Annotated in this window: 20 protein-coding genes; 7 read left to right on the top strand and 13 right to left on the bottom strand. The window is 65.8% G+C overall.

Annotated features, from left to right (window positions below):
• Positions 1-55: 55 nt before the first annotated feature.
• Entirely contained in the window at positions 56-742 is a 687-nt protein-coding gene (lolD, locus tag QZ613_RS19685; protein WP_291864948.1) for a lipoprotein-releasing ABC transporter ATP-binding protein LolD, read from the bottom strand.
• Entirely contained in the window at positions 735-1,982 is a 1,248-nt protein-coding gene (locus QZ613_RS19680; protein WP_043563022.1) for a lipoprotein-releasing ABC transporter permease subunit, read from the bottom strand. The genes lolD and QZ613_RS19680 overlap by 8 nt, the downstream gene beginning before the upstream one ends.
• A gap of 207 nt (positions 1,983-2,189) precedes the next feature.
• Between QZ613_RS19680 and QZ613_RS19675 the strand changes: the two genes are divergently transcribed.
• Both QZ613_RS19675 and recJ read left to right on the top strand, forming a co-directional pair.
• Positions 2,190-3,266, top strand: a complete 1,077-nt coding sequence (locus QZ613_RS19675) for a hypothetical protein (RefSeq protein ID WP_291864946.1) — start codon at positions 2,190-2,192, stop codon at positions 3,264-3,266.
• Positions 3,263-5,008: a single-stranded-DNA-specific exonuclease RecJ gene (gene recJ, locus QZ613_RS19670; RefSeq protein ID WP_291864944.1), complete on the top strand. Its 1,746-nt coding sequence runs from the start codon at positions 3,263-3,265 to the stop codon at positions 5,006-5,008. The genes QZ613_RS19675 and recJ overlap by 4 nt, the downstream gene beginning before the upstream one ends.
• 63 nt (positions 5,009-5,071) lie before the next feature.
• Here the strand turns inward: recJ and mgtE are convergent, their stop codons facing one another.
• The 4 genes from mgtE to QZ613_RS19650 all read right to left on the bottom strand — a co-directional run bounded on the left by mgtE (position 5,072) and on the right by QZ613_RS19650 (position 9,804).
• Positions 5,072-6,535, bottom strand: coding sequence for a magnesium transporter (mgtE, locus tag QZ613_RS19665; RefSeq protein WP_291864942.1), 1,464 nt, complete (start codon positions 6,533-6,535; stop codon positions 5,072-5,074).
• Positions 6,536-6,697: 162 nt separating this feature from the next.
• On the bottom strand, positions 6,698-7,087 hold the full coding sequence (locus QZ613_RS19660; RefSeq protein ID WP_291864940.1) for a hypothetical protein: 390 nt from the start codon (positions 7,085-7,087) through the stop codon (positions 6,698-6,700).
• A gap of 287 nt (positions 7,088-7,374) precedes the next feature.
• Complete coding sequence (locus QZ613_RS19655; protein ID WP_291983692.1) at positions 7,375-8,097, bottom strand: CatB-related O-acetyltransferase; 723 nt, start codon at positions 8,095-8,097, stop codon at positions 7,375-7,377.
• A 54-nt stretch (positions 8,098-8,151) separates the two neighbouring features.
• Positions 8,152-9,804, bottom strand: a complete 1,653-nt coding sequence (locus QZ613_RS19650; protein ID WP_291983690.1) for a methyl-accepting chemotaxis protein — start codon at positions 9,802-9,804, stop codon at positions 8,152-8,154.
• Between the two features lie 261 nt (positions 9,805-10,065).
• Here QZ613_RS19650 and prfB point away from each other — a divergent pair.
• The 5 genes from prfB to QZ613_RS19625 all read left to right on the top strand — a co-directional run bounded on the left by prfB (position 10,066) and on the right by QZ613_RS19625 (position 16,199).
• Positions 10,066-11,170, top strand: a protein-coding gene (gene prfB / locus QZ613_RS19645; RefSeq protein WP_291864932.1) for a peptide chain release factor 2 whose coding sequence is annotated in 2 segments (ribosomal slippage) — positions 10,066-10,146 and positions 10,148-11,170 — 1,104 coding nt in all. Because the reading frame shifts where the segments join, the coding sequence is not laid out codon by codon here.
• Positions 11,171-11,173: 3 nt separating this feature from the next.
• The gene (locus QZ613_RS19640; protein ID WP_291864928.1) at positions 11,174-11,671 is read left to right on the top strand and encodes an Ivy family c-type lysozyme inhibitor; all 498 of its coding nucleotides are present in this window, start codon (positions 11,174-11,176) and stop codon (positions 11,669-11,671) included.
• Between the two features lie 20 nt (positions 11,672-11,691).
• Positions 11,692-13,206, top strand: coding sequence for a lysine--tRNA ligase (gene lysS / locus QZ613_RS19635; RefSeq protein WP_291983688.1), 1,515 nt, complete (start codon positions 11,692-11,694; stop codon positions 13,204-13,206).
• Positions 13,207-13,225: 19 nt separating this feature from the next.
• On the top strand, positions 13,226-14,449 hold the full coding sequence (gene mnmC, locus QZ613_RS19630; protein WP_291864922.1) for an FAD-dependent 5-carboxymethylaminomethyl-2-thiouridine(34) oxidoreductase MnmC: 1,224 nt from the start codon (positions 13,226-13,228) through the stop codon (positions 14,447-14,449).
• Positions 14,450-14,915: 466 nt separating this feature from the next.
• Entirely contained in the window at positions 14,916-16,199 is a 1,284-nt protein-coding gene (locus QZ613_RS19625) for an aminotransferase class I/II-fold pyridoxal phosphate-dependent enzyme (RefSeq protein ID WP_043563004.1), read from the top strand.
• A 258-nt stretch (positions 16,200-16,457) separates the two neighbouring features.
• On the opposite strand, the gene zapE is transcribed toward QZ613_RS19625, so the two are convergent.
• From zapE to QZ613_RS19590, 7 genes are all read right to left on the bottom strand, one after another.
• Entirely contained in the window at positions 16,458-17,570 is a 1,113-nt protein-coding gene (zapE, locus tag QZ613_RS19620; protein ID WP_043563002.1) for a cell division protein ZapE, read from the bottom strand.
• A gap of 101 nt (positions 17,571-17,671) precedes the next feature.
• Positions 17,672-18,481, bottom strand: coding sequence for a 5-oxoprolinase subunit PxpA (locus tag QZ613_RS19615; protein WP_291864917.1), 810 nt, complete (start codon positions 18,479-18,481; stop codon positions 17,672-17,674).
• Positions 18,478-19,551: a biotin-dependent carboxyltransferase family protein gene (locus QZ613_RS19610; protein WP_291983686.1), complete on the bottom strand. Its 1,074-nt coding sequence runs from the start codon at positions 19,549-19,551 to the stop codon at positions 18,478-18,480. Before QZ613_RS19610 ends, QZ613_RS19615 begins: the two co-directional genes overlap by 4 nt.
• Complete coding sequence (gene pxpB / locus QZ613_RS19605) at positions 19,548-20,453, bottom strand: 5-oxoprolinase subunit PxpB (RefSeq protein ID WP_291983684.1); 906 nt, start codon at positions 20,451-20,453, stop codon at positions 19,548-19,550. Before pxpB ends, QZ613_RS19610 begins: the two co-directional genes overlap by 4 nt.
• Before the next feature lie 85 nt (positions 20,454-20,538).
• Positions 20,539-20,982: a 6-carboxytetrahydropterin synthase gene (locus QZ613_RS19600; protein WP_043562997.1), complete on the bottom strand. Its 444-nt coding sequence runs from the start codon at positions 20,980-20,982 to the stop codon at positions 20,539-20,541.
• A gap of 121 nt (positions 20,983-21,103) precedes the next feature.
• Positions 21,104-21,541 (bottom strand): hypothetical protein, encoded by a 438-nt coding sequence (locus tag QZ613_RS19595; protein WP_043562996.1) that lies wholly within the window; start codon positions 21,539-21,541, stop codon positions 21,104-21,106.
• Between the two features lie 12 nt (positions 21,542-21,553).
• Positions 21,554-21,949: a CBS domain-containing protein gene (locus QZ613_RS19590; protein ID WP_043562994.1), complete on the bottom strand. Its 396-nt coding sequence runs from the start codon at positions 21,947-21,949 to the stop codon at positions 21,554-21,556.
• Positions 21,950-21,998 lie beyond the last annotated feature (49 nt).

Genomic DNA, 21,998 nt, shown 5'->3' with positions numbered 1-21,998 from the left:
CGCAGGAAGCTTAACGGCAGCGCGCGCCGAAACTTTAGGCGCGCTGGTCAGGATCTCAGTCGCCGGACGGCTGCAGGCGACCGTCGCGCAGGGTCAGGATGCGCTCGGCACGGCCGGCAAGTGCGGGGTCGTGGGTGACGACGACGAAGCTGGTCTGCCGCGAGCGGTTGAGCGCCAGCATCAGCTCGAAGACGCCGGCGGCGGTTTGCCGATCGAGGTTGCCGGTCGGCTCGTCGGCAAGGACACACGCCGGCTCGGTGACCAGTGCGCGGGCAATCGCCGCGCGCTGACGCTCGCCCCCCGACAATTCCGACGGGGTGTGCTGCAAGCGGTGGCCGAGACCGACCTCGGCGAGCACGGTCGCCGCCCGCGCTTCGGCGTCGGCCTTTGGCATGCGCCGGATGATCAGCGGCATGGCGACGTTCTCGAGCGCGGTGAACTCGGCGAGCAGGTGATGAAACTGATACACGAAACCCAGGTGGCGATTGCGCAGCGTCCCGCGCTGTGCGTCGCTGATGCTCTTCAAGTCCTTGCCCATCAACTGCACGTTGCCGCCACTCGGCGCGTCCAGGCCGCCGAGCAGATGCAATAGCGTGCTCTTGCCGGAACCCGAAGCGCCAACGATGGCCACACGTTCGCCGACCTCGATTTCGAGATCGACGCCGAGCAGGACCTCGACTTCGCTGTCGCCCTGGCGATAGATCTTGCTCAGCCCCTGACAGGCCAGAACCGGCTCACTCATAGCGCAGCGCTTCCGCCGGATTGACCCGGCTCGCCCGCCAGCTGGGATAGATCGTCGCCACCAGCGCGAGCACGAAAGCCACGCTGACGATCGTCGTCACGTCGCTCCACTGCAGTTCGGACGGCAGGTTCGAGATGTAATAGACCTCCTTGGCGAGGAACTGCGTGCCGAGCATGCGCTCGATGAACGGCACCACGACATCGACGTTGAGCGCCAGCGCCACCCCGCCAGCGACGCCCAGGCCGAGGCCGATGAAGCCGATCAGCGCGCCCTGCACGATGAACACCATCATGATGCTCATCGGGCTGGCGCCGAGCGTGCGCAGGATGGCAATGTCCGCCTGTTTGTCGGTCACCGCCATGACCAGCGTGGACACGATGTTGAACGCAGCGACGGCGACGATCAGCGAGAGGATGATGAACATCATGTTCTTTTCGATTTGTACGGCGCGAAAGAAATTGGCGTGGCTGCGCGTCCAGTCGCTGATGAAGGCGTTGATCGGCAGGGAAGCGGCCAGAGTGCGCGCCACCTGTGGCGCCTTGAACAAATCGTCGAGTTTCAGGCGCACGCCGGAAACACGGTCGTCCATGCGGTACAGGCGCTGCGCGTCGGCGAGGTGAATCAACGCCAGGCCGCTGTCGTACTCGTACATGCCGACTTCGAACAGGCCGACGACGTTGAAGGTCTTCAGGCGCGGGATCACCCCGGCGGGCGTCACCACGCCCTGCGGAGCGATCAGCGTCACCCGGTCGCCGACGAGGACGTCGAGCGCGCGCGCCAGCTCGCTGCCGAGAATGATGTTGAAGCTGTCCGGCTGCAGGTCGTCGAGCTTGCCGCTCTTCATGTGCGGGCGGAAATCGGCGACCCGGTCTTCCTGGTCGGGAAGAATGCCGCGCACCATCGCGCCACGCACCGCCTGCCCGTAGGAGAGCATGGCCTGCGCCTGCACGAACGGCGCGGCAGCGAGGACCTGTGGATGCCCGGCCGCCTGCTCGGCAACAAACTGCCAGCCGACCATTTCGCCGCTGCTGCCGGTGATCTGAACGTGCGAGACGACGGCCAGAATCCGCGAGCGAAGCTCGGTCTGAAAGCCGTTCATCACCGACAGCACGACGATCAGCGCGGCGACGCCGAGCGCGATGCCAAGCATGGAAATCAGCGAGATGAAGGAAATGAAGTGGTTGTGCTTCTTGGCGCGCGTGTAGCGCAGGCCGATCAGCAGCTCGTAGGGAAGGGCCATCAGCGGCAGGAACTCATCTCAGGTTGGTGGTTCGAAGCGCCGAAACGGCAAAGCCGCTATGCTACACTTTTCCGCCAGCGACTGCCCATTCAGCCCTCCCCGCGCGATGCCCGGCCGTCTGCAGGCCATCCGCCCGGCGCAGCCATTACCCCGTTCAACGCCACATCGCCCCGTCGTCCACCCTTTCGTCTCCTCCGGCCAGCCCTCATGCAGCTCACCCTTGTCGTCCCCGAACTCGTCTGGCCCGAACCCGACGACCGCGAGACCTTCGACGCCCTCGCCTGCCCCGGACTGAACACGCTGATCGCGCGCAGCCGGCTGCAGCGGCGAGCGCCGCAGTCCTTCGAGGCAACGCTTGGCGACGCCTTTGGCCTCGCCGGAAACGTCCCCTGGGCCGCTTTTCGCGTCCTCGGCGAGAAGCAGGCGCCAACCCCCAGCGGAGCCGACCCCTGCTGGCTCTGCGCCGACCCCGTACATCTGCGCCTGCACCAGGAAAAACTCATTCTTGCCGACGCCGGCAGTCTCGACATCAGCAGCGACGAGGCGCACGAAATCACCGCCGAACTCAATCGTCAGTTTGCCGACATCGGCACCTTCCATGTCGCCAGCGCCGATCGCTGGTATCTGCAGCTCGCCGGCGAAACCGATCTCGGCCACTTCGACGTCCCGCCGCTGTCGGTCGTCGCCGGTCGCCGGCTCGCCCGGCAGTTGCCCGCCACGCCACAGGCGCGCCACCTGCGGCAACTGCTCAACGAGGTGCAAATGGTTCTCTACGGGCAGCCGGCCAACGAACGGCGCGAGGCGGCTGGCCGCGCGACGATCAACAGCCTGTGGTTGTGGGGCGCCGGCGTGCGTCCCGCAGCCGGTACCGGCGCCGGCACCGGCGATTTTGCCGGCGTCTGGGGCGAGGACGTGCTGACCTGCGGCCTCGGAAACGCTTTCGGCGTCCCGACGCGGGCGCTGCCCGACGACCTTGGCGCCCTGCTCGCGCAGGCGCCCGCCGGCAGCCGGCAACTGCTCGTTATTGACGCGCTGCAGCGCCCTGTGCAATACGAGGATGCCGACGCCTACCGCAAGCAACTGGCCAGACTCGACGCGCGCTGGTTCGCGCCGCTGCAGAAGGCGCTCGCCGGCGGCAGGATCAAGCGCCTGCGTCTGGAAGCCTCGACGGCCTACGCAACGCTGGCCTGGGAGAGCGGCCGCGGCGAGCAGTGGCAACTGTGGCGTCGCCCACGACCGCTGGCGGCGACCGCGCAGGCGCTGGCGCGGGAGGGTGACGGATGACGCAAATCGTCAGCCGTCGCGTCTCGCAGCGCGTCCAGTGGCAACTCGAACAACAGGGCCTGCACCCACTGCTGGCGCGCATCTATGCAGCGCGCGGCATCGTCATGCGCAGCGAGCTCGACTACGACTTCCAGTCGCTGCTGCCGCCAGCCCGCCTGACCCACTCCGGCACCGCTGCCGGCCTCCTCGCCGACGCCATCGGCCGGCAGGCGAAGATTCTTATCGTCGCCGACTACGACTGTGACGGGGCGACCGCCTGCGCGGTCGGCATCCGCGCGCTGCGCGCCTTCGGCGCGCGCGTCGACTATCTGGTCCCCAACCGCTTCACCTACGGCTACGGCCTGTCGCCGGACATCGTCGACCTGGCGGCAAAGAGCAACCCCGACCTGATCGTCACCGTCGATAACGGCATCGCCAGCGTCGACGGCGTCGCCCGCGCCCGCGAACTGGGCATCGCCACGCTGATCACCGACCATCATCTGCCGGGTGACGAGCTGCCCGCCGCCGCATGCATCGTCAATCCCAACCAGCCCGGCTGCGACTTCCCGAGCAAGTCGCTGGCCGGCGTCGGCGTGATGTTCTACGTGATGCTCGCGCTGCGCGCCGAGTTACGCCGGCGGGACTGGTTTTCCGAGGCCAGCGGCAGAAGCGAACCCAAGCTGGCGGCGCTGCTGGATCTGGTCGCCCTGGGCACCGTCGCCGACGTCGTCAAGCTCGACCACAACAACCGGGTGCTGGTCAGCCAGGGCCTGCAGCGCATCCGCCAGGGTCGCCTGACGCCCGGCATAGCGGCGATTTTTCGCGCCGCCGGCCGCAACCCGGAGCAGGCGTCGAGCACCGACCTCGGCTTCATGATCGGCCCGCGCCTGAACGCCGCCGGCCGCCTTGCCGACATGTCGCTGGGCATCGAATGCCTGATCACCGACGACCCCGGGCGGGCGATGAACATTGCCCAGCAACTCGACGCGCTCAACCGCGAGCGGCGCGAGATCGAGGCCGGCATGCAGGAACAGGCGCTGCTGCAGATCGAGAAAGCGGGCGCCGACCCAGCCGCTGACCCGGCGGCCATCGGCGTCTCGCTGTTTGACGCCGACTGGCACCAGGGCGTCGTCGGCATCGTTGCCGCGCGCATCAAGGAAAGACTGCACCGGCCGGTTTTCGCCTTCGCCCGCGGCGAGGGTGACGGCGGCGAAATCAAGGGCTCGGGTCGTTCAGTCGCCGGCCTGCACCTGCGCGACGCGCTCGATCTGGTCGGCAAACGCGCGCCGGGCCTGCTGCTGCGCTTCGGCGGGCACGCGATGGCCGCCGGGGTGACGATCCGGGAATGCGACCTGCCGCGTTTCCGCGAGCTGTTCGCGCAGGTTGCCGAGGAGTTGCTGGCACCCGCCGACCGCACGCGCACGCTGGAAACCGACGGCGGCCTCGAATCAGGCTATTACTCGATCGCCACCGCGCGCCTGCTTGAAGCCGAAGTCTGGGGCCAGGGTTTTCCGGCGCCGCTGTTCGCCGACGAGTTCGTCGTCGAAAGCCAGCGCATCCTCAAGGACAAGCACCTCAAGATGCGCCTGCGCAAAGGCGAGCAAAGGCTGGACGCGATCCAGTTCAACTTTTCCCGGGCCCCGGGCGGCACCATTCGCGCCGCCTACCGGCTGGCGATCAACGACTTCAACGGCGTGCAGACGCCGCAGTTGATGATCGAGCATTTCGAGAACCACCGAAGCCACCCGAGCCGCCCGGCGTAAGAAGCGAGTGCCGAAGGCGGCCAGACGGCAAGACCGCAGCGGCGACCGCGCCGCGCCAGCCACTCAGAGGTCGTAGATCCAGCTGGCGATCACGAAGTAGTTGAGGACCCCGAAGATGTCGATGGCGGTGGTCACGAATGGCCCGGTGGCGACGGCTGGATCGACCTTCAAGCGCTGGAAGATCATGGGCAGGAGCACTGCGAGCAGGGCCGCGCCGGTCATGTTGACCAGAATCGTCAGCCCGACGACCTCGCCCAGCGCGAGACTTTCGTGTATCAGGTAACCGTAGACGGCCAGGATCACCCCGTAGAAAGCGCCCAGCAGGAGACCCACGCGCAGTTCCTTGAGCACCAGCGGCACCGTGTCGCGAACGTCGATCGCACCGGTCGCCAGGCCGCGCACGGCGACGGTTGCCGACTGGACACCGACGTTTCCGGCCATTCCCATGACCACCGGCAGGAAGGCGCCGAGCACCAGCACCTCGGCAAGAATCACCTCGAATTGCCCGATCACGGCCGTCGCCGCGAGACCACCAACGAACGCGGCCAGAAGCCAGGGCAGGCGTATCCTGGCAATCTTGAACGCCGAATGCGTGAGCGTCTCCGATTCGTTCGTCCCGGCCATTTTCAGGATGTCGCGGGTCGTCTCTTCTTCAATGACATCGATGACGTCATCGACCGTGATCATGCCGACCAGGATGTTCTCTTCGTCGACCACCGGGACGGCGAGAAGACGGTATTTGTCGACCAACATGGCGGCGGCCGTCTGATCGTCGTCGGTGCTCACTTTCATGACGCGGCGATTCATGATCCTGTGCAGTGGCGTATCGACGGCAGTCAGCAGGAGTTGGCGCAGCGAGACGACGCCGGACAGGTGTCCCGATTCGTCGGTCAGGTAGAGATAGAAGACCATCTCGACGTCGTCGTGGCTGCGGATGTTCTCGATCGCCTCTTCCACCGTCAGCTCATGCGACAGCGAGAAGATGTCGGTGGTCATGATGCCGCCGGCCGTGTCCGGGTCGTATTGCAGCAGGCTCTCGACTTCGTCCTTGCTTTCGCGCCCGAGCAGGGCCATCAGTTGCTCGCGCTGGTCTTCCGGCAGGTCGCCGATCAGGTCTGCGAGGTCGTCCGGTGGCACATGCTCGAGAACGCCGGCCAGCTTCTCGACCTTTGTCTCGCTCAACACCTGCCGACGCAAGTCCGGCGGCAACTGGCTGAAGACGTCGGCTGCCTCGTCGGCATCGGCAATGGCGCCGAACACGCCAACTACATGCGCCGGGGGTAGATCGTCGAGAACCGACGCCAAATCCACGGGATGGACCTTGGAGAGCATCTTCTGCAACGACGCGCGTGCGTCGCGAACGTACAATCGATCGATCGTCTCGACCAGCCGCTTCTTCTTCGTATCGTAGGCAGCAGAAGCCGCGGGTCTGCTCTCGATATTGATTTGCATAACCATTCCCCCGTCGACGTGGCATTCGAGAAACTGCAGCCCGCCAGTGTAGCCACAGGCGAGGGGGCGGTCCATCTTCTTAGCTCGAAGCAGACCTCTTTTCCGGCCGCTTTCTGCTCCGGGCACGCGACTTTGGGCTGCAGGCTGCAGGTACGGGTCGCGGCGCAGCCCTGTGCCGCGCTAAACTGCCCGCGCCGGCCGCGGCGACCCGCCCGGCCAGACAGAAGCGGGCAGCGCTTACGCAAACTCCACGGATCTTCTGCGCTCCCTCTCGCCGCGGCGCTCGCGGTTACCCACAGCATCGATGAAGCCGCGTTGCAAGGCGTGTATCTGCCGGCGCTCATCTTCTCGGCGGTCATCGAAGTGGGCGTAGCGGCATTGGCACGGGTCCACGTCACAGCCCCGCAAAGGCAAGCGAGGCGCGTCGCGGGCCAGGAATCGTTGCCCGCCAATCTGCCGTACCGCGGCACAGGCCTTCTTGCCGCGCCTTATCGAGACGGCATGGAACGGCTGCTGGGAATCAGCCTGAGGCTTGTCCCGCATGGGGGCGGGTTGCGCGCGCGCGCGCCAGAAGAACCACGCCACAACGCCAAGCAAACCAGAAAGGATAATCAGCCAGACCAACATGGTTTCCTCCCAAAATCAGATTATTCGTTTGCGCACACTGCAGACACGGCGCTGCATTCATGCTGCGTGGTCAAGCGCCCGGACCCGCCAGTTGTAGAGAGCCTCCTCGACGCCTACTCGCCGTCACAATAGCAACAAATGACCATAATATCAGCAGCCAGCGGACAGAAACCTATCCGTAAACAGGGGTTTTGGCCTGAGCACGCCCAGCCCGCGCGCAGATCGCCCACGGACAGTGTCGCTGCGATCTCCCGCGCAAGGCGAAGGCAGAACGGGTCGCGGCCGCCTCAAACGCCGCTGATCGAGACCACCCGCCTTTGATACAGCGTCGCCGTCGGGTATTCCGCTGGCGACGCGGCCGCCAGCAGCGACCGGGCCGCTGCGGCAAAGGCGATCGGGTCACGACGCTGCAGAGTACATAGCGCCACGTACGGCAGCTCCCACCAAAGGCTGGCCAGCAGGTCCGCCGCCACTTCCTCGGGAAAGCGCATGCCCACCACCCGTGCCGGATTGCCCGCTGCAATGTGGTAGGGGGGAACGTCCCGGGTCACCATCGCATTGCCGCCAATGATGGCACCGGTCGCCACCGTCACCCCAGCCATGACCACCGCTCCATGACCGACCCAGACGTCGTGTCCGATGTTGGCGTAATGCTCTGGCTCCTGAAACGGGCTGACGTAGCCGTGTATCAAGGCGGAGCTGGTAGAAGCCCAATCGGTGGGGTGCGCGCGGGGGTCCTCACCGAGCGAAACGTTCTGACCGATCGAGCAGAAGCGACCGATGCGCCCGACCATGTTGAGCGAGCCACTGCGAACATAGCTGTGGGCGCCAATCCGCAGCGGCTGCTCAGGACCATTGATGGCGGTGATGCGCGCACTGCCGAGCGATGCCGGCAGTTCGATGCACAGACAACAACGATGGCGCACCTGGGCGAGCGTTGCCAGCTTCAGGCCAGCACGACGAAGCCGGGCCGCATGGCGATAGAGCTGGAAGCGTGTCAGGAGGCTCATGAACGGGATTCCACAATCAAGATGCAGTCATGGCAACAAGAATGCGGCGCCGCATTAGACCTTGAAGCGCCCGACCAGGGCGTTCAGCGTCACCGACAGGGACTCGAGATGCTTGGCCGCCTGATTCACCCCATTGACGGCGGCAGTGTTCTCCTGGCTCATCTGCGCAATTCTCTCGACGTTGTCGGCGAGCAGGTTGCTGGTGGCGCTTTGCTCCTGCAAGGCCGACGAGATCTCCGACACCGCACCGAGAACGCTCTGGCTACCGGCTTCGATGTGGGTCATTGACTCGCCCGCCCGGGCCGCCATGCGCACGCCTTCGTCCAGCTGGACGCCGCCTTCGCCCATTCCCTGGATGGCCCCCCGCGCACCATTCTGGATGGCCTCGATCATCCCCGCGACCTTCAGCGTGGCCGCCGTCGTACGCTCGGCCAGCTTGCGGACCTCATCGGCGACGACCGCAAAACCACGCCCCTGCTCGCCGGCGCGTGCCGCCTCGATGGCTGCATTCAGGGCCAGCAGATTGGTCTGATCGGCGATCTCCTTGATCACCTTGACGATCACCGATATTTCCTCCGACTGCTCTCCGACCCCGGCGATCAGCTGGCTGGAATGCTTGAAGGTGTGGGCAATCTTGTTGATCTCCACGATCGCCCCTTTCACCACCAGCGCGCCGTCGCGCGACAGCGTGCCGGCCTCGGCCGCCATGCGGCGAGCGTCGTCAGCACTCGACGACACCTGCCGGATGCTGGCGGTCAGCTCCTCTACCGCCGCGGCCATAGAAGCCGCCGCTTCGTTCTGCTGGTTCGACCCCTGCGAGACGTTCTCGGACGCAGTGCTCATGCGGGTGGCATCATCGGCAAGGCGTGTCGCGGCGTCGCGAATCTGGCGGATCACGGCATTCAGCGAACTCTGCATCTGCTTGACCGCAGCCAGCAGGCTGTCTTCGTCGCCGGCGCCGGTGCGCACCGTGTCGGTCAGGTCGCCCGCCGCAATTCGGCAGGTGACCTGGGCCGCGTACGCAGGCTCGCCACCAAGCAGGCGCATGATGTCGCGCTGGATGACGAAGGACAGCGTTCCGGCCAGCAGCAGACCGAAGAGAACGAGCACGGCGAAAGCGTCGCGTGCTTTCTCGTAGCTGGCCTGGGCGCTGGCACTCTGCGCAGCCATGCGCTCGGCCGACAATTGCTCGACATGCGCAACCGCCTTTTCCATGCCGTCGCCGGTGGCCCGGTCCATCCCTTTGACCATGCGGTCGACCGCCTGCGCCGCGGCCTTGTCGTCCTGGAAGTAGAACTTCAGCGCCTCTCGATACCTGCCGCCCATTTCCCGATGGTCGGCGAGCAGCTTGTCGACGTCGGCGGTGGCGATGGCGCGTTCCTTCATCGCCGCCGCAGCGGCGGTCAACAAGGTCTGCACCTCCTTTTCCTCGGCCGTGAACTGGGCCAGGTATTTGTCGAAGCTCGCCGGGTCGCCGCCGCGGATGAGGATGTTCTTCCACTCCTGGACCTGCGTCTTGAAGTGCGAGTGCGCGCTTTCGATGGCGATCAGCAAGGTCCGCTCGACCTTCGCCGCCTCGATATCGTCCCGAATTTCTCCAGCCATGTGGCGCATGCTGTAGATCCCGGTTCCACCGAGCGCCGCGAGCAGTACGGCGGTGACCGCGGCGAGCAGGAGAAACTTGGCTTTTGTGCTGAGCTTGTTCATGAAATGACCATCCTCGTCTTCTTGGTTCTGGGGATTACCGGGTGCTCAGACCGCTCTACTGCGACCCTCTCCGGGCCGGGCAGTGAACCGGACAGTAGTGACGCGCAGCCAATGCTTCTGGTGCGCACGGATTCTATCCGTCCGACACCGATCAGCAAACCAAATTGCCGCTGCCCAGCCTGCGCTCGCCGAAGCAGCCGGCCGGCCGCTGCCGAGGCGCGTATATAATGGGCGGTCATTCATCAAGCGATCAGAGAAAACATGGAAGCCGAACAACTCAACCTCATCGAAAACCGCCTCGACGACCTCGGTCAACGGGCCACCGAACTACGGAGGTATCTTTGACTACGACCAGAAAGCCGATGAACTTAAGGCCGTTTCGCTAGAACTCGAAGACCCGAAGGTCTGGGACGACGCCGAGCGCGCGCAGGACTTGGGGCGTGAGAAGCGCACCCTCGAAAATGTCGTGCTGACGCTCGAGGAGGTTGGCGATGGCCTGCGCGACGCCAGCGAACTCTTTGCCATGGCCCGCGACGAAGACGACGACGAAACGCTGCAGGCGATTGCCGCCGACATCGCAGGCATCGAAAGGAAAGTTGCCAACCTCGAGTTCCGGCGCATGTTCAACAACCCGGCCGACCCGCTCAATTGCTTTGTCGACATCCAGGCGGGCGCCGGCGGGACCGAAGCGCAGGACTGGGCGGCGATGCTCCTGCGCATGTATGTGCGCTACGCCGAGCGCAAGGGCTTTGCCGTCGAAGTGCTCGAAGAGTCCGAAGGCGACGTTGCCGGCATCAAGACCGCCAGCATCAAGCTCAGCGGTGAGTACGCCTACGGCATGCTGCGCTCGGAAACCGGCATTCACCGCCTGGTGCGCAAGTCGCCGTTCGACTCCAACGCCCGCCGCCACACCAGCTTCTGTTCGGTGACCGCCTACCCCGAGATCGACGATTCCTTCGAAGTCGAAATCAATCCGGCCGATCTGCGTATCGACACCTACCGCGCATCCGGCGCCGGCGGACAGCACATCAACAAGACCGATTCGGCGGTGCGCATCACGCACCTGCCGACCAATATCGTCGTCCAGTGCCAGAATGACCGCTCGCAGCACCGCAACCGTGCCGAAGCAATGGCCATGCTCAAGTCGCGCATCTACGAGGCCGAAATGCGCAGTCGCCAGGCCGAGCAGCAGAAACTCGAAGACGCCAAATCGGATATCGGCTGGGGCCACCAGATCCGCTCCTACGTTCTCGACCAGTCGCGAATCAAGGATCTGCGGACGAACGTCGAGGTCGGCAATACGCAAGGGGTGCTCGACGGCGACCTCGACCAGTTCATTGAAGCAAGCCTCAAACAGGGAGTTTGACCCGTGCAACGACCTTTTCTCAGCTTCGCCCTCGCCAGCATGCTCGTCGTGCCGGCATTCGCGCCGACCTTCGCCGCGTCGCTCGACGCCTATGTCGGCCAGCAACCGGAAGCCCTGCTCGCCGCGCAGCCGGAATTCGCCAAGGCCTACCGCAGCGCCGTCGGCGAGCTCGACCTGCCGGAATGGACGCAGCGACTGGCCGCCGGCAAGCGCGCCGAGCGCGTTGACATCGACGGCACCGGCTACGTCCTGACCTCGGCATGCAGCTCGCGCGGCTGCCTCGACGAGCACCTCTACGTTCTTTTCGACCCGCAAAGCGGGCGCGCCAGCGGCCTCTTCTTCCTGCCGCCAGCGAGCGACAATCCCGACGATACGCGAACCGCGTTTTCGCGCTGGTACGGAATGCCTGCCGACAAGGCCACGGCCAAGGCCATCGGCGCCTTCCTGCTCGAGCGTGCCATCGGCGACGCCCGGACACTGGCCACGCCAGCAAAGAACTGATCACCCGAGACCCCGCCATCATGTCCCACACCGACACTCCCCAGGACAGCTCAGCGCAGCACGACGAGAACCGCATCATCGCCGAACGGCGGGCCAAGCTCGCCGAGTGGCGACAGACCGGCAGCGCCTATCCGAACGACTTCGCGCGCGAGAACACGGCCGGCAAGATCAACGAGCTCTACGAGGAAAAAAACCGCGACGAACTCGCCGCCCTGCCGGTCGAAGTGCGCGTCGCCGGCCGCATCATGCTCAAGCGGGTCATGGGCAAGGCCTCGTTCATCACCCTGCAGGACCTCTCCGGACGCATCCAGGCCTACGTCAGCCGCGACCTGATCGGCGAGGAGGCCTACACGGCCTTCAAGCGCTGGGACATGGGCGACATGGTTGGCGCCGTCGGCACGCTCTTCCGCACGCGCACCGGCGAACTGACCGTCGAATGCTCGCAGGTACGGCTGCTGGCCAAATCGCTGCGGCCGCTGCCGGAGAAGTTCCACGGCCTGACCGACCAGGAACAGAAGTACCGCATGCGCTACGTCGACCTGATCACCAACGAGCGCTCGCGCTTCACTTTCGCCGTGCGCAGCCGCATCGTGCAGTCGATCCGCGGCTACATGGTGAACGACGGCTTCCTCGAAGTCGAAACGCCGATGATGCATCCGATCCCCGGCGGCGCCTCGGCGAAGCCCTTCAGGACGCACCATAACGCCCTCGACATGGAGCTCTTCCTGCGCATCGCGCCGGAACTGTACCTCAAGCGGCTGGTCGTCGGCGGTCTCGAAAAAGTCTTCGAGATCAACCGCAATTTCCGCAACGAAGGCATCAGCCCGCGCCACAACCCCGAATTCACGATGATGGAGTTCTACGAGGCGTACTCCGAGTATCGCCGCCTGATGAACTTCACCGAAGGGCTGCTGCGCCACAGCGCGCGCGAGGCCCTGGGCACTGAAGTCTTCGAGTACCAGGGCCGTACGCTCGACTTCGCCAAGCCTTTTGCGCGCCTGACGATCATCGAAGCGATCCGCAAGGACCAGCCCGGCTACAGCGTCGAGCAACTCGTCGACGCCGCCTGGCTGCGCGCCAAACTGACCGCCATGAAGGTCGAGGTGGGCGCTGCAGCCGGCCTCGGCACGCTGCAACTCCTGCTCTTCGAGGAGACCGCAGAAGCCGGGCTGTGGGACCCGACCTTCATCGTCGACTACCCCGCCGAGGTCAGCCCGCTGGCGCGGCGCAGCGACAGCAACCCGGAGATCGCCGAACGCTTCGAGCTGTTCATCGCCGGCCGCGAAATCGCCAACGGCTTCTCCGAGCTGAACGACCCCGAGGACCAGGCAGCGCGCTTCCTCGAACAGGCCAAGGCCAAGGACGCCGGCGACGAGGAAGCGATGTACTACGACGCAGACTACGTCCGCGCGCTCGAATACGGACTGCCGCCGACCGCCGGTTGCGGTATCGGCATCGACCGCCTGATCATGCTCCTCACCGACTCGGCGAACATTCGCGACGTGATCCTCTTCCCGCAAATGCGCCCCGAGTAGGTCGCCGAGCCAAACGGCCATGAACCCGCACGCAATCGTCATTGGCGCCGGTCTGGCCGGGAGCAGCGCCGCCGAAAGGCTGGCGGCGCGCGGCTGGAAAATCGACCTCATCGAGCGTGCCCACGAACCGGGCCAGGGGGCATCGGGCAACGTCGCCGGCGTCTTGCGACCGCTCCCCTCGCTCGACGACAACCGCCTGGCGCGCCTGACCAGGGCGGGCTTCGAGCACGCCTGCCGCCATTTCGCGGCGCTGACCGCGGCCGGCCAGCCGCTGCGCTGGGGACAGACCGGCGTCCTCCATCTGGCCCGCGACGAAACACACGCCGCGACCCAGCGGCGGGTCGTCGAGATCCGGAAGGCGGCAGCCGACGAGCTCTACTTCGTCGATCGTCAACAGGCGCGAAAGCTCGCCGCCTGGCCAGTGGCCAGCGGCGGCTGGTGGTTCCCCGGCGGTGGCTGGGTCGACCCGGCGTCGCTGTGTCGCGCCAACGTCGCCCGCTACGCCAACGCGATCAGCGCCCACTACGACACCGAGGTCGCGCACATCGACCGCCCGGCCGGTCTCTGGCGCGCCCGCAACGCCGCCGGCGAAGTGATCGCCGCAGCGCCGGTGCTGATCCTCGCCAACGCGACAACCGCCCGATATTTTTCCGTCACCGCCCATCTGCCGCTGCGCGCAGCGCGGGGGCAGGTTTCGCACCTTCGCGCGAGGCCAGGATCGGCGCCCGACGTCGTCGTCTGCCGGCTCGGCTACGTGACACCGGCAATCGACGGCCTGCGTTGCGCCGGCGCCACGTTCAGCGTCGACGATGGAGAAGCCGCGTTGCGCGAAGCCGACCACGCCGAAAACCTGGCCAAACTCGACTTCATCCTGCCCGGCTACGGCAAGGGAATCGAGGCCCGCGACCTCGCCGGCCGCGTCGGCTTCCGGCCGCTATCGCCCGACCGCCTGCCGATGATCGGCGCCGTCGGCGATGCCGCGGCGATCGACCCCGGCGCTCCCTCCCGGCCACTCGCCGAAATGCCGCGCCTGCCGGGTCTCTACCTGATCAACGGCTTCGGCGCCCGCGGCATCGTCTGGTCGGCGCTCGCCGGCGAACTGCTCGCCTGCCTGATCACCGCCGCGCCGCTGCCGCTGCCCGACGACCTGGTCAACGCCGTCGACCCCGGTCGCTTTCTGCTGCGCGGCAGGAGCCGGCGGCAACGCACCGACAGCCAGCCGTCACGGCCAGGAGCACGGTGACGCGGCAGTCCAGCGTCTTGGCCCGGCCGACAACGCGCAAAAAGAAGTCTGCCACCGCCGTTTCCGCGGCAGCGGCAGACAAGGAGCCGGCGACAAGGCGAGAACGCAGTGTCTGGCGCGGCCCACACCCTCCTCCTGTGGTGTTGACAATGGCCACAGCAAACGTCGCCTGCCTGCCAGCCAACCAGCAGCCATCCCGATCGCTTGTTGTTTGCCAGTGCACGAAATGGGTGGCCAGGATTCTCCAAGCAAATCTCGTGCCGCAATGACAAGCGCCTGCTTTATTGCCCATTCCGCCGTCGCCGGGAACACGACTGTAAGCTTTGTCGACAGCTTTCGTCCCCGCTGGCCAGCGCTACCGGCAAAGCCTGCCGAGCAAAGCGGCCGGCCGGCAACAGCGGCCAGCGGTGGTGCTAAGATGCTGCCCAGTCGACACACCGCACAAACCCATCCAGAGAGGAAGCGCATGAAACTCGAAACCCTCGCCGTCCACGCCGGCTACAGCCCCGAAGCAACGACCAAGGCGGTCGCCGTGCCGATCTACCAGACAACCTCGTACTCGTTCGACAGCACGCAGCACGGCGCCGACCTGTTCGACCTCAAGGTGGCTGGCAACATCTACACGCGGATCATGAACCCGACGCAGGACGTGCTCGAAAAGCGTGTTGCGGCACTCGAGGGAGGCGTCGGCGCGCTGGCGGTGGCCTCGGGGCAGGCGGCGATCACTTACGCCATCCAGACGATTGCCGAAGCGGGCGACAACATCGTCTCTGCGGCGACACTCTATGGCGGCACCTATAATCTCTTCGCCCATACCCTGCCACAGTACGGGCTCGACGTACGCTTCGCCGACTACGCCGATCCGGCCAGCTTCGAAAAGCTGATCGACGACAAGACCAAGGCCCTTTACTGCGAATCGGTCGGCAACCCGCTCGGCAATGTCACCGATTTCGAGCAGCTGGCCGAGATTGCACACCGCCATGGCATCCCCTTGATCGTCGACAACACCGTCCCCTCGCCCTACCTCTGCCGGCCGTTCGAACACGGTGCCGACATCGTCGTGCACTCGCTGACCAAGTACATCGGCGGTCACGGCAACTCGATCGGCGGCATCATCGTCGACAGCGGTCGCTTTCCCTGGGCCGAGCACAAGGCGAGGTTTCGGCGGCTCAACGAACCCGACGTTTCCTACCACGGCGTGGTGTATACGGAGGCGCTCGGCCCGGCGGCCTTCATCGGTCGCGCCCGTGTCGTGCCGCTGCGCAACATGGGTGCGGCGATTTCGCCGTTCAACGTCTTCCTGATCCTGCAGGGACTGGAAACCCTGCCGCTGCGCATGGACCGCATTTGCGCCAATGCCGAAAAGGTCGCCGCCTACCTGCAGGGACACGCCAAGGTGGCGTGGGTCAACTACGCCGGCCTGCCCGACCACCGCGACCACGCGCTGGTCGAGAAATACATGCAGGGCAAGGCGTCCGGGATCCTCACCTTTGGCGTCAAGGGCAGCGATTGCAGCGCTGCCGAAGCCGGGGCACGCTTCCAGGACGCGCTGCAGCTGTTTACCCGCCTGGTCAATATCGGCGATAGCAAGTCGCTGGCCTGCCACCCGGCGTCGACCACCCATCGTCAGCTGGCGCCGGCAGAACTGGCCAAGGCCGGCGTTTCCGAGGAAATGGTTCGCCTGTCGATCGGCATCGAGCATATCGACGACCTGCTCGCCGATCTGGAGCAGGCACTGGCTGCCGTCTGACGGCGCCACAGCAGCCCGCACGGCATTGCGAGGAGGCGTATAGCCGAAGTGGCAGCAATCCAGAGGTCTTGTTTTTTGCCTGGCTGATGTGGCGGACAAGCAGCCAGAGAATGGAACTGGATTGCCGCGTCGGCTACGCCTCCTCGCAATGACGGGGCTGGGGAATGCCTGCCCGGATTTGGCGACGCGGGCAGCACAATGGAACCGGTGAAATCCCGCCACCACACGGGTTCCTCCTCCCATCCCAGTGCCGGCCGATCACGACAGATGCGGCAGCCCGAGATACTCGCGCGAGCGCATCTCGGTCAGCCGGCTGGCCGTGCGGAAGAACTCGCTGGCCTGCGTACCCTCGGTATAGAGCTGATCCGGCTCGCAGTCGGCAGTGGCGATCAGCTTGACCTTGTGATCGTAGAAAATATCGACCAGCCAGGTGAAGCGCCGCGCCTCGGAGGCCATGGTCGACGACATCCGCGGGATCGCCGAGAGCAGAACCGTATGGTAGCCAAGCGCCAGTTCAAGGTAATCGTTCTGCGAACGCGGACCGCCGCACAGCGCCTTGAAGTCGAACCAGATGACGCCGTTGCCCCGCCGCAAGGTCGGGATCTGGCGACCAAGAATCTCGACGCTACCGCCGGCGGCCCCCACTCCGGCCGCAATGCTGGTGAAGTAGCCGGCCATCTTCGATTCGGCAGCGGCATCCGCCGGGTAATGGAAGATCTCGACCTGCTCGAGCGTGCGCAAGCGGTAGTCGACGCCGGAATCGATCTCCAGAACGTCCATGCGCGACTTGATCAAGGCGATCGTGGGCAGGAAGTTTTCGCGCTGCAGGCCATTCGGATAGAGCCTGTCGGGCGGATAGTTGGAGGTCATCACGAAGACCACGCCGCGTTCGAAAAGCGCGTCGAGCAAACGGCCGAGGATCATCGCATCGGCGATGTCGGAGACGTGAAACTCGTCAAAGCAGAGCAGCCGCAGCTCGCTGGCAATGCGTTCGGCCAACCTGGCCAGCGGATCCTTTTCGCCCTTCAACTGCTTCAGCTGGCGATGGACGTCGTGCATGAAAGCGTGGAAGTGCACCCGCCGCTTGCGACGATAGGGGACCGCGTCGTAGAAGCAGTCCATCAGGAAGCTCTTGCCGCGACCGACCCCGCCCCAGAAATAGACGCCGCGCGGCACTGGCGGCGGCGCAAGGAAGCGGCGCAGCTTGCTGCTCCGCCCGACCTTGAACGACAGCAGCTCGTAGTACAGGCGCTGCAGACGCTCGGCTGCCGTGCGCTGCGCGGCGTCGGCGGTGAACTTGCGCGACGACAGCACGCGCTCGTAAGCGTCGAGCATGCCACGCTCGGGAACCTTGAGAATTCTGTGGGGCATCAGCGTCTTTCCGGCACTCGGAGGCCATTTGGCCACTCCTTGCACCTGGCTCGTTGGACGGCGGGGCAGTCGGCAGCTCGCGCTGCGGCGATGCCGATATTCTAAAGCATCGACGGCGACACGTCAGAGTCGGCGGCCTCCCGGAGCACTCCGGGAAGGGGCAACAGGCTGACGCCCGACGCGCGTAGCGAAGCATGAATGGCGCTCGCCGCGGCCACCGCCTCGGCACCGTCGCCGTGCACGCAGATGCTGTGAAAATCGGTGCGGATCAACTGCCCGCCGAGGGTGACGATGCCGCCGCCGTCGACCATCCGGCGCACATGCGCGACGCATTCGTCGGCACTGTGCAACACCGAGCCGACCTGGCTGCGCGGCACCAGGTTGCCGTCGTCGCCGTAGGCGCGATCGGCGAAGATCTCGGCGGCGACGCGCAAGCCGGCCGCTTCACCGGCCAGGGCCAGCTTCGACAGCGCCGGGGCGAGCAGGATCAACGCCGGGTCGAGGCTATGAATGGCGGCGACCACGCTGCTCGCCAGCGCCGCATCCTGGCAGGCCATGTTGTTCAGTGCGCCGTGCGGCTTGACGTGTGTCAGCCGCCCGCCTTCGGCCCGGGCGAGACCGCTCAAGGCGCCAATCTGGTAGATCAGCATCGCCTCCAGCTCGGCGGTCGGCAGCTGCATCGGCCGCCGCCCAAAACCCTGCAGGTCGGGAAACGACGGATGCGCGCCGAGGCTGACCCCGGCTGCAAGCGCCTGCCTGACCGTGCGCCGCATGACCAGGGGGTCGCCCGCGTGGAAGCCGCAGGCAATGTTGGCCGCGCCGACGATGGTCAGCAATTCGGCATCGCTGCCCATTTCCCAGATGCCGAAACTTTCACCCAGATCGGCGTTGAGATTGATCCTGCGGCTCATTGTTCTTCCTTCCCTGGAGGGTCCGCCAGCGCAAAAGCGTCGTCCATCGCCTGTGCGTCGACCACCCCGCTGACCAGATTGGCGGCGTAGATTGCCTGCAGGTCGATCCCGCTCCGCTCGACCAGCGGCGCGATGGCGGCAAGCAGCGCCTGCACTGCGGCCTCGCGCTGGCGCGCGGCCTGTTCAGCGACAGCCACCGAAACCGATCTGAAATGGAGCACCTGGCCGGGCGCCATGACACCCAGGCGCGGCAGGTCCGCCGAGATCACGGTGGCGATCTTCGCATAACCTCCGGCGGTCTGGCCGTCGGCGAGAAGGACGATTGGCTGGCCCTGCGCGGGCACCTGAATCGACCCCGGTACGGTCGCGTCGGAAGTGATCTCGACGCCTTTCTCGCGACGATGTCTGAGCAGGGGCCCGTCGAGCCGCATTCCCATGCGATCGGCCGCCGGGGAAACCTGGTAGGCGGCGCTCAGCAGGCAGGCGATCGACGCCGGCTCGAAGTAGTCGTCCTGCGGCCCGAGAACGACACGAATCGGCGCCGGATCAGCCAGTGGCGGCGCCGGCAAGCCCTTCTCGTCGCCGCTGCACCCGCCAGCCAGGAAGCGCACGCCGGCGAGCAGCAGACCGCCATCGACGCCGCCCAGGCCAGCGCGGGCATAGGTAGAGGCACTGCCGAGCTGCGGCGGCACGCGCATCCCGGCCAGCGCCAGGTAAGCCACCCTGCCTGCCGTCAGCTGTGCGCAGCGCAGCGGCTCGCCAGGGGCCAGGGTCACGCTGCGCCACGAGTCGAGGCGACGACGCCCGCCCGCGGCGACGACTTCAGCACGGAAATAGCCGGCAAGCGCAATACGCACGGGGTGCTCCAGCGCGCGCAACGACAACCCACCGCCGAGGAATTCGATTGCCGGCGCGTCCTGCTCATTGCCCGCCAAGGCATTGGCCAGGCGTAGCCAACCGGGCTCGAGTGCGCCGGCGGTCGGCACGCCGACGCGGCGCAGCCCGTGGCGACCCAGATCCTGGATGCTGGCCATGGCGCCGGGGCTGACGACTTCCAGAACGGCCCTCATCGCGCAGCCCCGGCGTCGACCAGAAACGCGTCCGGCGGGGTTGGTGACGCTCGGCTTGCCGCCAGTTCGTCGAGCAACGAGCGATATTCGGCTGCGTCGACGGCACGGAAACTCACCCGGTCACCCGGCTGCAACAGTGCCGCCTGCGCCCAGGCCGGCGAGAACAGGGGCACCGGACAGGCGCCGATCAGGTGCCAGCCGCCCGGGCTCTCCCAGGGATAGATCGCGGTCAGCGTCCCGGCGGTGGCGACGCTGCCCGCCGGGACGCGCAGCCGTGGCTCGCTGCGCCGCGGCTGCGCAAGCACCTTGGGCAAATCACCCATGAACGCGAAGCCCGGCAGAAAGCCGAGCATGTAGACGTCGTAGGTGGTGGTGGAATGCAGCCTCAGCACCTCCTCCGACGGCAAGGCGCAGGCGGCCGCCAGAGCCTCCAGATCGGGACCACAGGCGGCGTTCTGGTCGCCGTAGCAGACCGGCAGTCGCCAGTGCCGGCCGACGCGGGGAATGGCGTCTTGGGACGACTCGCTGGCGGCACGCACAACGGCTTCGATGGCGCTGCGCGTGGTACGCAGCGGATCGTAGATCACGGTCAGCGAACGGAAGGTCGGCACCGTTTCGACGATTCCCGGCGCACGGCCGCTGGCCACCTGGCGCGCGATGGCCTGATCAAGCGCGGCGACCGCCGCCAGCAGGCGCTGATCGACGCCGTCGCCGAACTCGATGGTCACCGCCGTATCGCCGACGTCGAGCATGCGCCAGCTCAACGTCGCCCCCGGCCCCGGCATGCCGCAGCGGCATCGTCGCTGCGGCATGCCGGCAGGCAGGTACGGAATGCTGCCGTGCGGACAGCGAACGAGGGCGCGCTTGCCTTCAGCGGCGCCTGCAGAATGCTCTGCTTTCATCGTCGTTGGAGCCTTGCGATGGTTGCCCTGCCCGGAATGGTACAAGAATCCGGCGCCGAACAGGCAGTACCAACAAGGCAATACCCTATCCGCGAACCGCCTCTGCCCAGCAGTTGGGCGTCTCGTAGAGGCGCACGCGTTCGAGGCGCAGGTGATTGCCGTAGCTGTCGCGATAGACGGCGTCGAGAATCGCGAATGCTCGCTGGGCAAGGTTCTCGGCAGTCGGCACGCAATCGAACAGTACCGTCTTGTGTTCGGGCAGCGAATGCAGGAAGTCGACCACCGGCTGGTCGCCTGCCCAGGCAAGAAAGGCGTGATCCCAGACGTCGACCAGATGGCGCATGGCCAGGGCCTTGACTTCGGAGAAATCCATCACCATGCCGTTGGCCGGATTCCCGCTCTGCTCGATGATCTCGCCGCCAAGGGTGATCTCGAGCGCGTAGCGATGACCGTGCAGGTGGCGACACTGACTCTTGTGGTCGGGAATTCGGTGGCCTGCGTCAAACTCCAGGCGACGGGTGATAAGCATCTGAAGAGCGCGTAAAAAAGAGCCGCGATTATAGCACCGGCGACTTCGCGCCCGACGCCGACGGAACGCCGCCATGGCTGGCGAAGCCCAGCGCCGGCGTCGGCGGCGCCGGACCCGCTGCTCAGTCGCTGACGGTGATCGGCAGCGGCGCCATTTCCTTGTACAGCAGCGGCAGCGGCGGCTTGCGTGAAATGGTGATGATCCGCGTCCCCGGCGGGTAGATCAGATGATAGGTGAGGAACATGTACGCATCGTCTGCAGCAAGCAGCAACTGGCGCAGGGCGGTGTAACCGGGATGTCCGAGAATATTCATCTCGGCGTAGGTGCGCTGGTTGAGGCGTACGAAGCGTTCACCAAGCTCGAGCGCGGGCTGTTGCGCACCTAGCAGCTCGTGGGTCAGAAAGCGCCGAATGTCGGGCAGGACGACAACGCCGACGCTGTCGGCGCCAAGCAGCCATTCGACGGCCCGGCCTTCGCCGCCGGGATCAGGCGCGTGGTCGCCAAAAGCCTGGCACCAGCGGGGGATGAAGGCCGAATAGCGGCGAATTTTCTTTTCCATGGCTGGCGGACTCTAGCCTTCCTTTGCTGCCCGTTCGATGAGGCTGCCGACGACATCGGTATCCGAGACGAAGCCCTGCAGATCGTTGTTGTCGATCACCAGCACGCTTTTCACCGCGTACTGGATCATCAAGCGCGCCAGGTAGCGAACTTCCAGGTGCTGCGAAACCTGCAGCGCTGGCTTTTGCGCGATGTCATAGACGTTGAGCAGATCGATGTCGCCGTCGTCGGCAATCACCGCCCTGGCGACGTCGCGATAGGCGATCAGGCCATAGGCGTCACCGGAATGACGCTTCTCGACAACCAGCGACTTGACCCCGCTTTCCTTCATCACCATCAGCGCCTCGCGGACGGTAGCCAGCGGGTTGATCGTGACGACGCTTCTCTTCATTATTCCGGCAACCAGCATTGCGAGAACTCCTTTACTCAATGGTCCTGGTCAGTAATCGAAAGGCGCC

It is taken from the genome of Candidatus Accumulibacter sp. ACC005 (assembly GCF_907163215.1).
Taxonomy (GTDB): Bacteria; Pseudomonadota; Gammaproteobacteria; order Burkholderiales; family Rhodocyclaceae; genus Accumulibacter; species Accumulibacter regalis.
Note: the sequence above shows the minus strand (reverse complement) of the source record. Positions and strands in the feature narration are given on the sequence as shown.

What these genes read in the sequence shown, in the direction of transcription:
- lolD (WP_291864948.1), bottom strand. Translation starts at nt 742, where the DNA reads ATGAGTGAGCCGGTTCTGGCCTGTCAGGGGCTGAGCAAGATCTATCGC.
- QZ613_RS19680 (WP_043563022.1), bottom strand. Translation starts at nt 1,982, where the DNA reads ATGGCCCTTCCCTACGAGCTGCTGATCGGCCTGCGCTACACGCGCGCC.
- QZ613_RS19675 (WP_291864946.1), top strand. Translation starts at nt 2,190, where the DNA reads ATGCAGCTCACCCTTGTCGTCCCCGAACTCGTCTGGCCCGAACCCGAC.
- recJ (WP_291864944.1), top strand. Translation starts at nt 3,263, where the DNA reads ATGACGCAAATCGTCAGCCGTCGCGTCTCGCAGCGCGTCCAGTGGCAA.
- mgtE (WP_291864942.1), bottom strand. Translation starts at nt 6,535, where the DNA reads ATGGACCGCCCCCTCGCCTGTGGCTACACTGGCGGGCTGCAGTTTCTC.
- QZ613_RS19660 (WP_291864940.1), bottom strand. Translation starts at nt 7,087, where the DNA reads ATGTTGGTCTGGCTGATTATCCTTTCTGGTTTGCTTGGCGTTGTGGCG.
- QZ613_RS19655 (WP_291983692.1), bottom strand. Translation starts at nt 8,097, where the DNA reads ATGAGCCTCCTGACACGCTTCCAGCTCTATCGCCATGCGGCCCGGCTT.
- QZ613_RS19650 (WP_291983690.1), bottom strand. Translation starts at nt 9,804, where the DNA reads ATGAACAAGCTCAGCACAAAAGCCAAGTTTCTCCTGCTCGCCGCGGTC.
- lysS (WP_291983688.1), top strand. Translation starts at nt 11,692, where the DNA reads ATGTCCCACACCGACACTCCCCAGGACAGCTCAGCGCAGCACGACGAG.
- mnmC (WP_291864922.1), top strand. Translation starts at nt 13,226, where the DNA reads ATGAACCCGCACGCAATCGTCATTGGCGCCGGTCTGGCCGGGAGCAGC.
- QZ613_RS19625 (WP_043563004.1), top strand. Translation starts at nt 14,916, where the DNA reads ATGAAACTCGAAACCCTCGCCGTCCACGCCGGCTACAGCCCCGAAGCA.
- zapE (WP_043563002.1), bottom strand. Translation starts at nt 17,570, where the DNA reads ATGCCCCACAGAATTCTCAAGGTTCCCGAGCGTGGCATGCTCGACGCT.
- QZ613_RS19615 (WP_291864917.1), bottom strand. Translation starts at nt 18,481, where the DNA reads ATGAGCCGCAGGATCAATCTCAACGCCGATCTGGGTGAAAGTTTCGGC.
- QZ613_RS19610 (WP_291983686.1), bottom strand. Translation starts at nt 19,551, where the DNA reads ATGAGGGCCGTTCTGGAAGTCGTCAGCCCCGGCGCCATGGCCAGCATC.
- pxpB (WP_291983684.1), bottom strand. Translation starts at nt 20,453, where the DNA reads ATGAAAGCAGAGCATTCTGCAGGCGCCGCTGAAGGCAAGCGCGCCCTC.
- QZ613_RS19600 (WP_043562997.1), bottom strand. Translation starts at nt 20,982, where the DNA reads ATGCTTATCACCCGTCGCCTGGAGTTTGACGCAGGCCACCGAATTCCC.
- QZ613_RS19595 (WP_043562996.1), bottom strand. Translation starts at nt 21,541, where the DNA reads ATGGAAAAGAAAATTCGCCGCTATTCGGCCTTCATCCCCCGCTGGTGC.
- QZ613_RS19590 (WP_043562994.1), bottom strand. Translation starts at nt 21,949, where the DNA reads ATGCTGGTTGCCGGAATAATGAAGAGAAGCGTCGTCACGATCAACCCG.